Annotated in this window: 12 protein-coding genes; 5 read left to right on the top strand and 7 right to left on the bottom strand. The window is 59.5% G+C overall.

Annotation, left to right across the window (positions count from 1 at the left end):
- Positions 1-64: 64 nt before the first annotated feature.
- From ACSMDR_RS17770 to carA, 4 genes are all read right to left on the bottom strand, one after another.
- Positions 65-1,177, bottom strand: a complete 1,113-nt coding sequence (locus ACSMDR_RS17770) for a DUF1615 domain-containing protein (RefSeq protein ID WP_436469355.1) — start codon at positions 1,175-1,177, stop codon at positions 65-67.
- Between the two features lie 333 nt (positions 1,178-1,510).
- Entirely contained in the window at positions 1,511-3,181 is a 1,671-nt protein-coding gene (leuA, locus tag ACSMDR_RS17765; RefSeq protein ID WP_436469104.1) for a 2-isopropylmalate synthase, read from the bottom strand.
- 553 nt (positions 3,182-3,734) lie between these two features.
- Positions 3,735-6,959: a carbamoyl-phosphate synthase large subunit gene (gene carB / locus ACSMDR_RS17760; RefSeq protein ID WP_259235857.1), complete on the bottom strand. Its 3,225-nt coding sequence runs from the start codon at positions 6,957-6,959 to the stop codon at positions 3,735-3,737.
- A gap of 16 nt (positions 6,960-6,975) precedes the next feature.
- Complete coding sequence (gene carA / locus ACSMDR_RS17755) at positions 6,976-8,112, bottom strand: glutamine-hydrolyzing carbamoyl-phosphate synthase small subunit (protein ID WP_436469103.1); 1,137 nt, start codon at positions 8,110-8,112, stop codon at positions 6,976-6,978.
- Between carA and ACSMDR_RS17750 the strand changes: the two genes are divergently transcribed.
- Positions 8,104-8,406, top strand: coding sequence for a hypothetical protein (locus ACSMDR_RS17750; RefSeq protein WP_436469102.1), 303 nt, complete (start codon positions 8,104-8,106; stop codon positions 8,404-8,406). The two genes, carA and ACSMDR_RS17750, sit on opposite strands and share 9 nt — an antisense overlap.
- 325 nt (positions 8,407-8,731) lie before the next feature.
- On the opposite strand, the gene dapB is transcribed toward ACSMDR_RS17750, so the two are convergent.
- The gene (dapB, locus tag ACSMDR_RS17745; protein ID WP_436469101.1) at positions 8,732-9,544 is read right to left on the bottom strand and encodes a 4-hydroxy-tetrahydrodipicolinate reductase; all 813 of its coding nucleotides are present in this window, start codon (positions 9,542-9,544) and stop codon (positions 8,732-8,734) included.
- Positions 9,545-9,852: 308 nt separating this feature from the next.
- Here dapB and ACSMDR_RS17740 point away from each other — a divergent pair, with 308 nt between their 5' ends.
- The 4 genes from ACSMDR_RS17740 to serA all read left to right on the top strand — a co-directional run bounded on the left by ACSMDR_RS17740 (position 9,853) and on the right by serA (position 14,202).
- Positions 9,853-11,178 carry a Na+/H+ antiporter NhaC family protein gene (locus ACSMDR_RS17740; protein WP_436469100.1) on the top strand — a complete coding sequence of 442 codons (1,326 nt, stop codon included), beginning with the start codon at positions 9,853-9,855 and terminating at the stop codon, positions 11,176-11,178.
- A 112-nt stretch (positions 11,179-11,290) separates the two neighbouring features.
- Positions 11,291-11,881, top strand: a complete 591-nt coding sequence (locus ACSMDR_RS17735) for a 5-formyltetrahydrofolate cyclo-ligase (protein ID WP_436469099.1) — start codon at positions 11,291-11,293, stop codon at positions 11,879-11,881.
- A gap of 235 nt (positions 11,882-12,116) precedes the next feature.
- Positions 12,117-12,770 carry a ribose-5-phosphate isomerase RpiA gene (gene rpiA, locus ACSMDR_RS17730; protein ID WP_005899224.1) on the top strand — a complete coding sequence of 218 codons (654 nt, stop codon included), beginning with the start codon at positions 12,117-12,119 and terminating at the stop codon, positions 12,768-12,770.
- Positions 12,771-12,969: 199 nt separating this feature from the next.
- A complete protein-coding gene (gene serA, locus ACSMDR_RS17725; protein ID WP_005899226.1) occupies positions 12,970-14,202 on the top strand; it encodes a phosphoglycerate dehydrogenase in 1,233 nt (410 codons plus the stop codon).
- Positions 14,203-14,275: 73 nt separating this feature from the next.
- On the opposite strand, the gene ACSMDR_RS17720 is transcribed toward serA, so the two are convergent.
- Both ACSMDR_RS17720 and ACSMDR_RS17715 read right to left on the bottom strand, forming a co-directional pair.
- On the bottom strand, positions 14,276-14,980 hold the full coding sequence (locus ACSMDR_RS17720; RefSeq protein WP_436469098.1) for an SIMPL domain-containing protein: 705 nt from the start codon (positions 14,978-14,980) through the stop codon (positions 14,276-14,278).
- Positions 14,981-15,034: 54 nt separating this feature from the next.
- Entirely contained in the window at positions 15,035-15,592 is a 558-nt protein-coding gene (locus ACSMDR_RS17715; protein WP_436469097.1) for a TIR domain-containing protein, read from the bottom strand.
- Between the last annotated feature and the right edge of the window lie 20 nt (positions 15,593-15,612).

Genomic DNA, 15,612 nt, shown 5'->3' with positions numbered 1-15,612 from the left:
CCACGCCCATGCAGCGCTCCCCCATAGACAAGGGCGGCCACTTGGCCGCCCTTGTCTATGGCTGTCAACGAATGGTCGCCATCTTCTTCACGCAGGCTTGTTCCCTGTCATCCACCCGCTTGGCGAACCAGGCGGTGGTGAGGTTGCGGGTGATCTTGGGGCTTTTCAGCTGGATGCCGGGCAAGATGGCGCGGGGTTGGCGCGTACCCGCCTGCTTGTCGGCCAGGGTAAGGACGCGATGGTAGAGGTCGGTCTGGGCAAAGTCGGCGCTGTCTCCCTTGAGCAGGCTCTGGTGGATGGCCTGCTTGCTCATGTTGACGCGGCTGGCGATGCTGTGCACCGCGAGCTCCGTCTTGCCGGGCTGGTCGGAATCATAACGGACGAGATCCCCGTCCAGGGCCAGGGGCTTGCCGCTGACCCGGCTCACCGCGGCCTGGAAGGCGGCGTTGCGGCTCGCATACCAGCCGGCATTGAAGTCGGCGAAGCGATAGAGGGTATCCGGGTAGTCGGCGGGATAGCCAAACAGGTGCTTGGTGCCGAACCAGATACCGCCCCGGCGGCTGAACACCTCGTGGCGGATGGAGTCCTTGATGGAATAGGGATAGCCACGGGCGTTGGCCTCTGCAAAGGCGATGCTCACCTGCATGGGACCTGCAGTGTGCACCGGGTTGAGGTTGCCAAAGAGCCGCTTGCCCATGGGGGCCATGCCTATCATGTCCTCGAAGATGAGACTCAGCTCCTGCTCGGTACGCGCCTTGTCGAGCCGCTCGGCATAGGACTTGCCAGTGGGGGACTGGATGCCAAGGGCAGTACGCACCACAAAGTCTGGGATATGCAGGCGACCAGATCGGGCGTAGATCTCCTTCCAGGCAATCTTGCCAAGACCGGGTACCACGGGATCGGCCTGATACGTGGCCTCCTGCTCGGCTACCGCCAGCACGGTGCACACGTTGTGATCACTCACCGTCAGGCCCTGGGTGCTGAGCGCCGTCACCACATCATTGGCCCAGCCCGGTTTGTCTTGCACCTGTTTGGGCAAGAAGCGGACGATCCGGGTTTTCATGTCGGCAGGCTTTTGCGGTTGCATGGACGCGGGCAGCTTGGCGATGGCGGCAGCATCCTGCGCAGGGGCAGTCGGCTCGCTGGCACACCCGGCCAGCAGCAGGGCCGCCACCATTGGCAACCCGGTGAACCGCGTCGCAAAGAGGGAAAAGGTCGAGGAGAATATCATCAAGGCATCCGATGCAGGGGGCCAGGCGCGGGGCCTATGGCACACGAGAGTCACGCGCGCGGGGCTGCGGTGGTCAGCGATCCCCGAACGCAAGCAGGTGCCCATTGTAGTGGATTGACTCGCTGGGCTAAAGCCTTGCTCCTTTACGCCTCTGTCGACTCGCTCATGGCACCCGCATGTTGACCAGCCGCGAGTCAAGTTGCCCCTTGATCAGTGCCTGCCTTTTTATATGGAAAACGCCACCCTGAGGTGGCGTTTTCTGTGGCAATAGGTTCAAGATCAGGCCCGTTGACGCTGGGCCTGGGCCTCGATATTGAGCTGGGCGGCGCCATTGATCACCGCCTGCAAGGAGGCGTGAACCACGTCACGACCAATGGCCACCCCGCACATACGGGCGCCATCGACGCTGAGCAGCACATAGGCGACGGCGCGAGACTCGGTGCCGGCGCTCAAGGCATGCTCGGAGTAGTCCAGCACGTCGATGTGCATGCCGGTCTGGCGCTGCCAGCCGTTGACCAGCGCCGTGATGGCCCCCTCCCCTTCACCCTCGAGTTGCAGTGCGCCGTTCGGGGTCTGCAACTCGAGGCGCAGGCTCTCCTGACTGTCGTGGCCAAGCTGGAAGCGGCCGACCCGATAGCCGTGCAGCGGCTCGAGATAATGTTGTTCAAACAGAGCGCGGATCTGCTCGGGGCTGATCTCGCTGCTGCTCGCCTCGGCCTGGGCCTGGACCCGGCGGCTGAAGTCGATTTGCAGCCAGCGTGGCAGTTGCAGACCGAGGTCGCGCTCCAGCAGATAGGTGACGCCCCCCTTGCCTGACTGGCTGTTGATGCGGATCACCGCCTCGTAGCTGCGGCCAAGGTCTGTCGGGTCGATGGGCAGGTAGGCCACGTCCCAGTAGTGATCCGGTTTTTCCGCCACCAGGGACTTGCGGATGGCGTCCTGGTGGCTGCCGGAAAAGGCCGTGTAGACCAGCTCGCCGGCATAGGGGTGGCGCGGGTGCAAGGCTATCTGGGTGCAAGCGCCCACGGTCGCGACTATGGCATCCATGTCCGACAGATCCAGTTCAGGGTCTATCCCCTGGCTATAGAGGTTCATGGCCATGGTGACTATGTCCATGTTGCCGGTGCGCTCGCCGTTGCCAAGCAGGGTGCCCTCGATGCGATCGGCCCCCGCCAGCACCGCCAGCTCGGCGGCAGCGACCCCGCAACCTCGGTCGTTGTGGGTGTGAATGGAGATGCTCACCTCGGGGCGCGCCTTGAGGTGGCGGCAGAACCACTCCACCTGATCCGCAAACACGTTGGGGGTACTCACCTCGACCGTGGCGGGCAGGTTCAGGATCATGGGGCGAGCGGCGGGGCGCCACTCGTCGATCACCGCATCACACACCTCCACCGCAAATTCCACCTCGGTGCTGCTGAAACTCTCCGGCGAATACTGGAAGCTCCACTCTGTGCCCGGATTACGGGCCGCATACTCCCGCACCCAGCGCGCCCCCTGCACGGCGATGGCCTTGACCCCGTCCTTTCCTGAGTTGAACACATAGTTGCGCTGGGTCGGGTTGACCGAGTTGTAGACATGGACGATGGCACGCTTGGCCCCCTTGAGCGCCTCGAAGGTGCGAACAATCAGATCTTCCCGGGCCTGCACCAGCACCTGAATGGTGACATCCTCCGGAATGAGGTTGCGCTCAATCAGCTCGCGCACGAAGTCAAAATCGGGCTGGGAGGCGGCCGGGAACCCCACCTCGATATGCTTGAAACCGACATGAGTCATCAGCGCCCACATCTGCAGCTTCTGGGCCACCGTCATGGGCTCGACCAGCGCCTGATTGCCGTCGCGCAAGTCCACGGCGCACCAGGTCGGGGCCTGCTCCAGCACCCGGTTGGGCCACTGCCTGTCCGCCAGCGCGATCACGGGGGCCGGACGGTATTTGCGATGATCGAAGCTCATATTCAGATTCCCTTGGCTAATGTCCTTGAGGCACGACGCCGTTGCGGGCGATGACGGTAAGCAACGACGCGACTGGGCAGGCAAGCAGGCGGAGTAAGGAGGGGGAAGCAGGCTGGCGCGGTAACGCTGGCCCTGACGGTTGCTGGGGTGGTAACCCCACAGCCGGTTTCCTGTGGTCCCTCTTGATAAGAGGGGCCGGCCTGCGCTGCCGGGTTGGCAGCGGGCCCTGATCCTCTCGCACCCCGCTGTTGCAGGCGCAGACGACCTTATGTGATGAGGGACCAGTATATAGAGGCTATCGGGGTGAGTGATTGCGAAGATACAAGCATTAAGTCAAGGATGCGCAATGATAATCTGTTTAATGATGAATTAAGGGTGTAAATAATCACTACAGCACCAGGGTGTGCCTTTTGTCCCCTTCGCCACGACAACCTTTGAACTTGCCCGCAGTTCCTGTTCGCCATCAAAACAAAAACCCCGCCATCACTGGCGGGGTTTGTCATTACTCATTCGCACTGACGCTCAACTGGCCGGGGAGTCATCCCCTCGACCATTAGCGGTTTTTAACTCTCTCGTGCAGCTCCTGCACCGAGTTCACGTTGGCAGTGGCATCGACGCTGATGGCCATGCACGTCGCGAAACCTGCGTTCAGGGTAGTGGTGTACGCCACCTTGTGCTGCAGGGCGCCACGGCGCAGTTGCTTGGAGTCCTGGATAGCCACCCGCCCTTCGGCGGTGTTGACGATGTAGGTGTACTCACCGTTCTTGATGCGATCCAGAATGTGCGGGCGCCCCTCGTGCACCTTGTTGACCAGGCGCGGGTTGATGCTCGCCTCGCCCAGGGCCACTGCGGTGCCATGGGTGGCATCGAGTTCATAACCCAGTTCCAGCAGCTTGGCGGCGAGATCAACGACCCGTGCCTTGTCGCTATGACGCACTGACAAGAGCGCACGGCCCTCTTTGGGCACGGCATGGCTGGCTCCCAGCTGAGCCTTGGCATACGCCTCGGCGAAGCTGTTGCCCACCCCCATCACCTCACCGGTGGAACGCATCTCAGGCCCCAGCAGCGGATCCACGCCCGGGAACTTGGCGAAGGGCAGTACCACCTCTTTCACCGAGTAGTAAGGCGGGATGATCTCGCTGGTGAAACCTTGGCTCTGCAGCGATTGCCCGGCCATGACGCGGGCGGCGATCTTGGCCAGCGGCGCACCGGTCGCCTTGGAGACGAAGGGCACGGTACGGGCGGCGCGCGGGTTCACCTCGATGAGGTAGATCTCATCATCTTTCACCGCGAACTGCACGTTCATCAGGCCGACCACGCCAAGCTCCAGCGCCAGCTTGCGTACCTGCTCGCGCATCTCGTCCTGGATCTTCTTGGACAAGGTATAGGGCGGCAGGGAGCAGCCGGAGTCACCGGAGTGGATACCCGCCTGCTCGATGTGCTCCATGATGCCGCCGATGACCACATCGACGCCGTCACAGATGGCGTCCACGTCCACTTCGGTTGCATCATCGAGGAATCTGTCCAGCAGGACCGGCGATTCGTTGGAGACGCTCACCGCCTCGGCGAAGTAGCGACGCAGGTCGATTTCGTCATAGACGATCTCCATGGCACGGCCGCCCAGCACGTAAGAGGGGCGCACCACCAGGGGATAACCGATCCGCTCGGCGGTCAGTACCGCCTGCTCCAGGGCAGTGACGGTGCCGTTTTCCGGCTGCTTGAGGCCCAGGCGTTCGACGGCAGTCTGGAAACGCTCGCGGTCTTCGGCGCGGTCGATGGCGTCCGGGCTGGTGCCGATGATGGGCACGCCGTTGGCTTCCAGGGCACGGGCAAGCTTGAGCGGCGTCTGACCACCGTACTGGACGATGACGCCTTTCGGGTTCTCGACGCGCACGATTTCCAACACGTCTTCCAGGGTCACCGGCTCGAAGTAGAGGCGGTCGGAAGTGTCGTAATCGGTGGAGACGGTCTCGGGGTTGCAGTTGACCATGATGGTTTCGTAACCATCTTCACGCAGGGCCAGGGCCGCGTGCACGCAGCAATAGTCAAACTCGATGCCCTGACCGATGCGGTTCGGGCCACCGCCGATGATCATGATCTTGTCACGATTGCTCGGCGCCGCTTCGCACTCCTCGTCATAGCTCGAGTACATGTAGGCGGTGTCGGTGGCGAACTCGGCGGCGCAGGTATCAACCCGCTTGTAGACCGGGAAGATGTTGTGACGGGCGCGCAATTTGCGCACCTCGCCCTCGGCCACACCCAGCAACTTGGCCAGACGGGCATCGGCGAAGCCCTTGCGCTTCAAGGCGCGCAGGAAGTCGGCATCCAGACCGGCCATGCCGCGCTCTTTCACCTCCTCCTCCAGCTTGACCAGATCTTCAATCTGAACCAGGAACCAGGGGTCAATCTTGGTCAGCTTGAAGATGCCGTCCATGGAGAGACCGGCGCGGAACGCATCGGCGATGTACCAGATGCGGTCGCAGCCCGCTTCTTGCAGCTCGTGACGGATGCGGGTCAGGGAGTCCGGGGCATTGAGGTCAACCATGGGGTCGAAGCCGGTTTTGCCGGTTTCGAGGCTGCGCAGCGCCTTGTGCAGGGACTCCTGGAAGTTGCGGCCAATCGCCATCACTTCACCCACGGATTTCATCTGGGTGGTGAGACGGTCGTTGGCACCGGCAAATTTCTCGAAGTTGAAACGCGGTATCTTGGTAACCACGTAGTCGATGGCCGGCTCGAAGGAGGCCGGAGTACGACCACCGGTGATGTCGTTCATCAACTCGTCCAGGGTGTAACCGATGGCGAGTTTGGCGGCAATCTTGGCGATGGGGAAACCGGTCGCCTTGGAAGCCAGCGCGGAGGAACGGGAGACCCGTGGGTTCATCTCGATGATGACCATGCGGCCATCTTTGGGGTTGATACCGAACTGGACGTTGGAGCCACCGGTCTCGACGCCGATCTCGCGCAGCACCGCCATGGAGGCGTTGCGCATCAATTGATACTCCTTGTCGGTCAGCGTCTGGGCTGGCGCGACAGTGATGGAGTCCCCGGTGTGGATACCCATGGGGTCGAAGTTTTCGATGGCGCAGACGATGATGCAGTTGTCATTGCGATCCCGCACCACTTCCATCTCGTACTCTTTCCAGCCGATCAGCGACTCATCGATGAGCAGCTCCTTGGTCGGCGACAAGTCCAGGCCGCGCTCGCAGATCTCGACGAACTCTTCGGTGTTGTAGGCGATGCCGCCACCCGAGCCACCCATGGTGAAGGAGGGACGTATGATGCAGGGGAAGCCGACCATCTGCTGCACGCCCCAGGCTTCTTCCATGTTGTGGGCGATGCCCGCACGGGGACATTCCAGGCCTATGCTCTTCATGGCGATGTCAAAGCGGCGGCGGTCTTCGGCCTTGTCGATGGCATCGGCGGTGGCGCCTATCATCTCGACCCCGAACTCGGCCAGCACACCGTGCTTCTCCAGATCCAGCGCACAGTTCAGTGCCGTCTGGCCACCCATGGTGGGCAGGATGGCATCCGGGCGCTCCTTCTTGATGATCTCGCGCACCACTTCCCAGGTGATGGGTTCGATGTAGGTGGCATCGGCCATCTCGGGGTCGGTCATGATGGTGGCCGGGTTGGAGTTCACCAGGATGACGCGGTATCCCTCCTCGCGCAGGGCTTTGCAAGCCTGGGCGCCGGAGTAGTCAAATTCGCAGGCCTGACCAATGACGATGGGGCCGGCGCCGAGGATCAGGATGCTCTGTAGGTCGTTACGTTTTGGCATGGCTTCTCTTTTCCTCTTAAGCGCGATACTGCTTGATCAATTCAATAAAGTGGTCGAACAGACCGGCACAGTCGTGCGGGCCCGGGCTCGCCTCGGGGTGACCCTGGAAGCTGAAGGCCGGACGGTCGGTACGATGGATGCCTTGCAAGGAGCCATCGAACAGGGAGACGTGGGTGGCACGCAGGCAATCGGGCAGCGAGGTCTCATCCACCGCAAAACCGTGGTTCTGGGCGGTGATCATCACGGTATTGTCATCCAGACTCTTCACCGGGTGGTTGGCACCGTGGTGACCGAACTTCATCTTTGCCGTCTTGGCGCCGGAAGCCAGTCCCAGCAACTGGTGACCCAGGCAGATACCGAACACCGGGGTGTTGGTCTCTAGGAAGGCCTTGATGGCAGTGATGGCGTAGTCGCAGGGCTCGGGGTCGCCGGGGCCGTTGGAGAGGAAGATGCCATCGGGGTTCATGGCCAGCACCTCGGCGGCCGGGGTCTTGGCCGGTACCACAGTCAGGCGGCAGCCACGGTCGACCAGCATGCGCAGGATGTTGCGCTTGACGCCAAAGTCGTAGGCTACCACGTGATATTTGAAGTCGCTTTCGCTCGGGGTGACATGACCCTTGCCGAGCTGCCAGCTCCCTTCGGACCAGGTGTAGGACTCATTTACGGTCACTTCTTTGGCCAGGTCCATCCCCTTGAGGCCGGGGAAGGCGCGCGCTTGGCTCAACGCATATGCCTCATCAACCTGCTTGCCCGCCAGTATGCAACCCGCCTGGGCGCCTTTTTCACGCAGGATGCGAGTCAGTTTGCGGGTATCTATCTCGGCAATGCCGACGATGTTTTGGGACTTGAGGTAATCGGAGAGAGATTGCTGATTGCGGAAATTGGAGGCAAGGATCGGAAGGTCACGGATGATCAGGCCCTGAGCATGGATCCGATCGGACTCTTCATCTTCGTTGTTGGTGCCGGTGTTGCCTATATGTGGATAAGTGAGGGTGACTATCTGACGGGAATATGAGGGGTCGGTAAGGATTTCCTGGTAACCCGTCATCGACGTGTTAAAAACAACCTCACCAACAGAACATCCCTCGGCGCCTATCGACACGCCTTTGAACACAGTTCCATCTTCCAGCACTAGCAATGCAGTGTGATTCAAGACAACCTCCAGTTATTTAGCTTTAAATTCAGCAATTTACCTGGGTGTCGCGGCTCAGAACCTTGTGTGAAACAGGGGGCTGAACCGGCAGATTTCTGGCAAATTGGGCGCATTCTACTCAAAAATGATGTCATTTCAATGTCTTTCAACAAAATAAATGCATCTAAATTCAATAAAAAAGCAATATTACCCATTATCTATGCAGATTTTACCTTTGCAACCCCCACCAACAAAAGAAAACCCCAACATGAGTCCAAAACCCCTTGCCTGACCCACCCTGGCGGCAAAAATTAACATTTAATCAAATAAAAACAGACACTTGAAAAACATCAAAAAATATCTCAATGAAGATAAAAGCTCATTTATCAGTACTTGTTTTTATTGCGGCAAAGGAAAACGTTTTTCTTGCATTGAATTTTTACGCTCTTTTGCATGATGTAAAAAAATCGCAGCAAGGCCCAGAAACAGGGCCTTGTCGTTTACCCTTCGGTGACAACTCATCCGCCCATCATAGGCGTCAGTGGGGAAGAGTGCGTGTTATGGGGTCTTGATTGAAAAAAAGGAGCATAAGCCCTATTTTTTACATATAAAAAACCCCGGTCGCCCGGGGTTATCTGATTCACTTCAGGTTGAGAACGTCCTGCATGTCATACAGGCCCACTGGCTGCCTGCTTAGCCAGGCTGCGGCGCGTACCGCACCGTTGGCGAAGGTGAGTCTGCTGGACGCCTTGTGGCTGATCTCCACCCGCTCGCCGATGTCGGCGAACATGACGGTATGCTCCCCCACCAGATCTCCGGCTCGAATAGTGGCAAAGCCGATAGTGTTGCGATCCCGCTCACCGGTGATCCCCTCGCGGCCATAGACGGCACACTCCTTGAGATCCCGTCCCAAGGTCTTGGCCACCACTTCCCCCATGGAGAGGGCGGTGCCGGACGGTGCGTCCACCTTGTGTCTGTGGTGCCCTTCGATGATCTCGATGTCGGTGTAGTCTCCCATCACCTTGGCGGCCTGCTCCAGCAGCTTGAACACCAGATTGACACCGACCGAATAGTTGGAGGCGAAGACGATGCCTATGTGCTGTGCCGCCTCATGCAGAGCCTGCTTGCCAGCCTCGTCGAAACCCGTGGTACCTATCACCATGGCCTTGCCATGGGCACGAGCGAACGCCAGGTTGGTCAGGGTCACCTCGGGGCGAGTGAAGTCGATGATGAGATCGAAATCCTCGCGCACCTTGTCCAGGCTGTCGCTGATAGCCACGCCAAAGTGACCCAACCCATTGAGCTCGCCCGCATCCAGACCGATCACGACAGAGCCCGGTCGCTCCAGCGCTGCACCGACCACCACGCCCTCGGCGTTGGCGATGGCCTCCAGCAGCACCTTGCCCATACGACCATTACAGCCCATCACGGCCACACGGATCGGATTGTCCATCTCCACCCTCTCATCTGTTGTCATGTTTTCTGGAAAGGGACAGTTCTACCAGCCCTGACGCCCTTTGAAAAGCCCCATGAACCACCCGGATCATCGCCGACATATATACGGGCAATTAGAAAATTACAGAATATACATCGACATTTTCCGACATGGCAGAATCGCTCTACACGAAAGTTTATCCATCTGGACGTCTATCTTGACTCGAGAGAGGCAAATCACTAGGGTGTGGGCCCAGAGTGGCAGGATGCCAGCCGCCCAACGCGGTTCATATGACAGGAGTCATGTTCCACGCATCCGAGGCCCTCATGCACCAACGCGTCCCCAATCCCATCGCCCTGCTTCCCCTGCTGCTGTTTCTGGCCATCTTCATTGGCACCGGCACCTGGCTCACCCTGCAGGGGGTCGAGTTCGCCTTCTACCAGTTGCCTGCCCCTGTTGCCGTATTACCGGCGGTGATCCTGGCCCTGTTGCTTGGCAAGGAGAGCTTCAACCAGAATCTGGAGACCTTCTTCAAGGGGATTGGTGACAGCAACATCATGGCCATGTGCCTGATTTATCTGCTGGCGGGGGCCTTTGCCACCGTGGCCAAGGCCACCGGCGGCGTGGATGCCACCGTCTCCCTCGGCCTGTCGCTGATCCCCGGCTGGTGCCTGCTGCCAGGGCTCTTTCTTATCTGCGCCTTTATTGCCACGGCCATGGGAACGTCCATGGGGACCATAGGGGCCGTGGCACCGGTGGCGCTCGGCGTCGCCCAGGCGGCGCACATAGATCCCGTACTGATGGCGGGAACCATACTCTCGGGCGCCATGTTCGGCGATAACCTCTCCATCATCTCGGACACCACCATAGCCGCGACCCGCAGCCAGGGCTGCGAGATGAAAGACAAGTTTCGCGAGAATTTCAAGATTGCCGCTCCCGCCGCCTTGCTGGTGATCCTGATCTACCTCACTCTGGGCAATGTGGGCGACGCACCGGCCCCCCATGGCAACCCGGACTTGTTCAAGGTGATGCCTTATCTGCTGATCCTGGGGCTGGCCCTGGCGGGGGTGAACGTGTTCGTGGTACTCGGCCTGGGCATACTGGCCGCCGGCATGGTCGGTCTGTTCGGGGGGTACTCTCTCAGCCAATTTAGCAAGGACATCTATCAGGGCTTCACCGGCATGCAGGAAATTTTCCTGCTCTCCATGCTGATCGGCGGCCTGGGTGCCCTGATGGAGCGTCAGGGGGGATTGGCCTGGGTGGGCGATCGCATCGGAGCCCTCATCCGCCGCTTTACTCGCCAGCATGACGGCGAGCAAAACGAGAAGGCGGCAGAACTCGGCATCGCCGGCGTGGTGGGCCTCACTAATCTGTGCACCGCCAACAACACTGTCGCCATCATAGTAGCCGCCAAGGTCTCCCGGGATCTGGCCGAGCTGCATGGGGTCACCCCGCGCCGCGCCGCCTCCATGCTGGATATTTTCTCCTGCGTGGTGCAGGGCCTGATCCCCTGGGGAGCCCAGGCTTTGCTGCTCGGCTCCGTGTTCGCCCTCTCGCCCATCGCAGTGGTGAGCATGAGTTTCTATCCCATGGCACTGGCGGTGTCTGCCCTGGCTGCCGTCTTTATCAAGCATCAACTGCGCAGAGATTGAGCCCAACCCTCCGCCAAGCCGGGCCCAGTGCCCGGCTTTTTTGGCGCTGGTCGTTTGCCCCATACGTTCCCCTTGTTAAGGTAGAAGCACTCAATCCAACCCGGAGCCCCCCATGTCGGACAGACAATCCCTGCGCCAACTCATTCGCCAGCGCAGACGCGCCCTGAGCCAGACCGAGCAACAGATCGCGGCGCAGCAACTGCTGGCGCAGTGCCAGCAGCATCCTGGTATGCTTGCCGCCAAGCGCATCGCCCTCTACCTTGCCAACGACGGTGAACTCAGTACCCTGCCACTCATCCACTGGCTCTGGGCGCAGCACAAGGAGGTCTATCTGCCGGTGCTACACCCCTTCAACCCGGGCCACCTCCTGTTCTTGCGTTATACGGCGACCAGCCCCATGACCCAGAACCGCTTTGGCATCGCCGAACCCGAGCTCGATGTGCTGCAGGTTTTGCCCCACACCAACCTGGATATCATTTGCACGCCTCTGGTTGCCTTCGATGAGACAGGCAACCGGCTCGGCATGGGGGGCGGCTATTACGATCGCACCCTGGCCGCCTGGCAACAGCACAGATTGGGACCCAAGCCGTTGGGCATCGCCCATGACTGCCAGCAAGTCGACGCCATTCCCTGCCAGAGCTGGGACGTGCCACTGCCGGAGATCCTTACCCCGAGCAGACGCTGGCGCTTTGAGGTGAGCTGAGCTTGCCCGCCAGAGTCATGATGCCAGCGACCCACAAGGCATGAGTTGCATGGGTCGCCTGGGTCCCCACCACCTCCCCCATCGACCTTTCCCAACGACATGGGCGGCAGTTTGCCCAACAAACAGGCAAACGATTTACATCTTGTGCTTTTTATCCTCATAACGTGAGCGACACTGTCGCCCCCGGGGGCACTCTTGGCTATAATGCGCCCGCTTTTTCCCCTAAGGATCTACCATGACCCAAGATGACATGAAGAAGGCGGCCGGCTGGGCTGCGCTCAAATACGTAGTGCCCGGCACCATAGTCGGCGTAGGCACCGGCTCCACCGTCAACCACTTTATCGACGCCCTGGCGACCATGAAGGGTGAGATCAAAGGGGCCGTCTCCAGCTCCGTGGCCTCCACCGAGCGCCTCAAGGGCTTCGGCATCCAGGTGTTTGACCTCAACGACATCGACGCCCTCTCCGTCTATGTGGATGGCGCCGACGAGATCAATGCCAGTCGCGACATGATCAAGGGCGGTGGCGCAGCCCTCACCCGGGAAAAGATCGTCTCCGCCGTGGCTGACAAGTTCATCTGCATCATCGACAACACCAAGACTGTGGACGTGCTGGGTAAATTCCCGCTGCCGGTCGAGGTGATCCCCATGGCCCGCGAGTACGTGGCACGGGAGATCCGCAAGCTCGGTGGCAATCCGGTCTGGCGTGAAGGCGTCATCACCGACAATGGCAACGACATACTGGACGTCAAAGGCATGGCCATCACCGATGCCAAGGGTCTGGAAAGCCAGCTCAATGCCATCGTTGGCGTCGTCACCAACGGACTGTTCGCTCACCGCGGCGCGGACGTAGTACTGATCGGTACGCCCGATGGCGTCATCACCCAATAATCGGGTGATGACATCGATAACGGCGCCTGATGGCGCCGTTTTTTATTGTCTGTCAGTCCCTTGCCATCAACGGCTTACAACTATCGTTGATAACTTCAAAGAATTTGACTTTCGTCACAAATATTCCCTCTGCCTGTTGTTTTTGCTACTTTACGGTTTTCTTCACACACCATACCTGCACTGATTTAGAGGGATCGCCATGACCGTCAAGTTCTCGCTCGACAAGGATAAGATCAAGGTACTGCTGCTGGAGGGGGTACACCCCAACACGGTAGAGACCTTCCGGGCCGCTGGTTACACCAATGTGGATTACCTGAAAACCTCCCTGAGCGAAGAGGATCTGATCGAGCGGATCCGTGATGTCCACTTCGTCGGTCTGCGCTCTCGCACCCAGCTCACCGACAAGGTGCTGGATGCCGCCCAGAAGCTGTTTGCCATCGGCTGCTTCTGCATCGGTACCAATCAGGTTGATCTGAAAGCCGCAGAGCTACGCGGCATTCCCGTCTTCAACGCGCCTTTCTCCAACACCCGTTCGGTCGCCGAACTGGTATTGGGCGAAATACTGCTGCTGATGCGCGGTATTCCCGAGAAGAATGCCAAATGCCATCGGGGTGTGTGGGAAAAACTGGCTAACCGCTCGGTAGAAGCGCGTGGCAAGAAACTCGGCATCATAGGTTATGGCCACATTGGTACCCAGCTTGGCATCATCGCCGAGAGTATCGGTCTCAAGGTCTACTACTACGACATCGAGAACAAGCTCTCCCTGGGCAATGCCATCCAGGTGCCGAGCATGGCGGAGCTGCTCAACATGTCTGACGTTATCAGTCTGCACGTGCCAGAGACCGCCTCCACTCAGGATCTGATCGGCGCCGAGCAACTGCGCATGATGAAACCGGGCGCCATCTTGATCAACGCATCACGCGGCACTGTGGTTGACATCGATGCCTTGGCCGATGTCCTCAAGAGCGGTCATTTGAGTGGCGCCGCGATCGACGTCTTCCCAAGCGAGCCAAAATCCAACGATGAAGAGTTCATCACCCCGCTGCGCGGCCTGGACAATGTGCTGCTCACCCCGCACATCGGTGGCTCGACCCAGGAAGCCCAGGAGAATATCGGCCTGGAAGTGGCCAGCAAGCTGGTCAAGTACTCGGACAACGGCTCCACCCTCTCCGCCGTCAACTTCCCGGAAGTCTCCCTGCCCGGCCACAAAGGCTCCAGCCGCCTGTTGCACATTCACCGCAACCAGCCTGGGGTCATGAACCAGATCAACCAGATCTTCGCCGAAGAGGGGATTAACATCGCCGGTCAATACCTGCAAACCAGCAGCGAGATTGGTTACGTGGTGATCGATGTGGAGACTGAGCACAGCGAGAAGGCCCTGACCAAACTCAAAGAGATCAACGGCACACTGCGTGCCCGCATCCTGCACTGAGCATCAGCCTGCAACGTCATGAAAAAGGGCTCCTATGGGAGCCCTTTTTATTTGTTGCGCTGAATGAGCCGACTCAATCGATCAGGAATACAGCCTCCACATTGTCTGTGATGCTGATCTCCTGCTGCTCGTAGCTGGCATCGGCCGCTTCGGGAGCCGCCGCCATGGCAGCCATTTTCAGGCCACGACCATACACCGGCATAGGCGCAGCATTGCGATACTCTATGCTGTACACCTTGCCCAGGGTCACACCAAACGCCTTGGCCAGGGACTCCGCCTTGGCACGGGCATCTTGCACCGCACTCACTCTGGCTTGCTCGCGAGCAGCCTGGGGATCTTTCAAGCCAAATTCAATCTGGGAAACGGACTCTAGCCCGGATTTGAGGGCGGTATCCATCAGCTGGCTGAGTTTGTCGAGCTGGTAGAGTTTGACAGCCAGCTGGCGTTGGGCGCGGTAGCCGACCAGTTCGGGTTTACGGTTCTGCGGATATTGATACTCGGGGGAGATGACCAGATTGCCCGCCTCCACATCGCTGCGCTTGATACCCAGCCCCTCAAGTTGGCCAAAGAAGGCCGCTACCCGCTTGTCGACTTGCTGCTTGGCATCTATGCCTTTCTTCTCCAGCGCCGTCACGGCCACACGCAGAGTCAACATGTCGGGCTCCACCTTCTGTTCGGCATTACCGCTCACCAACAGATGCGGGGCTTGGGGCACCTCGATAGCCATGGTGGCTGCACTCGTACAAAACAGACACAGGGAAAGGATGGAACGCCACATAAATAACACCTCAATCAGAATGATTGCGGCATTATGCACGGGCTAGGCACGGATTCATATCTCGTGGCTGGGGGGGATAAAGTCCAGCACATGATTACTCATATCCAGACTGATACTGATCTCGTTAACCGCCAGTGCTGACGGCTGGGACAGACCGGGGGTAGCGGCCAGCTCTGGCAGCCGATCGGCCTCGTCGAAGTGGAATGAGTCCCACGACAGAATGTGTCCCTCACCAGGGGAAATCACCTCAACGGCCGCGACGCAATCGCTCCAGGAGTCCCATCCCAGAGGATCGGCACTTGCCAATAAATCGTGCAAGGAAGCCGTGATGCTCTGCAACGAACACTCTTGCTGACTCTGACCATCGCCGCAGAGCAGCACCATGTGGGGAGATTCGACGCCGACATAGGGTACAAAAGAGAGCTGCATAGCGGCAAAGTCGACGTTCAATACCCCGGCGGCCTCACCATCTTCATTCTCTATCTCAAGCCCGGTCAGTCTGCTGCCATCGAGCTGAGTTTGATAGGCAAAGCGACCGGAACAACTGATGCTGCCCTGCCCGTCCCAGCTATAGCGAATGCCATCAATGTCGATCCAGTTAAAGGGCCCCATATCTTCCTCACTACGTCAAT

It is taken from the genome of Aeromonas molluscorum (assembly GCF_051376105.1).
GTDB lineage: Bacteria > Pseudomonadota > Gammaproteobacteria > Enterobacterales > Aeromonadaceae > Aeromonas > Aeromonas molluscorum.
The sequence above is the reverse complement of the archived record's forward strand: the minus strand, read 5'-3'. Positions and strand labels throughout refer to the sequence as shown.

Coding starts and splice junctions, on each gene's coding strand:
- ACSMDR_RS17735 (WP_436469099.1), top strand. CDS start 11,291: ATGTCGGACAGACAATCCCTGCGCCAACTCATTCGCCAGCGCAGACGC.
- rpiA (WP_005899224.1), top strand. CDS start 12,117: ATGACCCAAGATGACATGAAGAAGGCGGCCGGCTGGGCTGCGCTCAAA.
- ACSMDR_RS17715 (WP_436469097.1), bottom strand. CDS start 15,592: ATGGGGCCCTTTAACTGGATCGACATTGATGGCATTCGCTATAGCTGG.
- ACSMDR_RS17720 (WP_436469098.1), bottom strand. CDS start 14,980: ATGTGGCGTTCCATCCTTTCCCTGTGTCTGTTTTGTACGAGTGCAGCC.
- serA (WP_005899226.1), top strand. CDS start 12,970: ATGACCGTCAAGTTCTCGCTCGACAAGGATAAGATCAAGGTACTGCTG.
- dapB (WP_436469101.1), bottom strand. CDS start 9,544: ATGGACAATCCGATCCGTGTGGCCGTGATGGGCTGTAATGGTCGTATG.
- ACSMDR_RS17770 (WP_436469355.1), bottom strand. CDS start 1,177: ATGGTGGCGGCCCTGCTGCTGGCCGGGTGTGCCAGCGAGCCGACTGCC.
- leuA (WP_436469104.1), bottom strand. CDS start 3,181: ATGAGCTTCGATCATCGCAAATACCGTCCGGCCCCCGTGATCGCGCTG.
- carB (WP_259235857.1), bottom strand. CDS start 6,959: ATGCCAAAACGTAACGACCTACAGAGCATCCTGATCCTCGGCGCCGGC.
- ACSMDR_RS17740 (WP_436469100.1), top strand. CDS start 9,853: ATGCACCAACGCGTCCCCAATCCCATCGCCCTGCTTCCCCTGCTGCTG.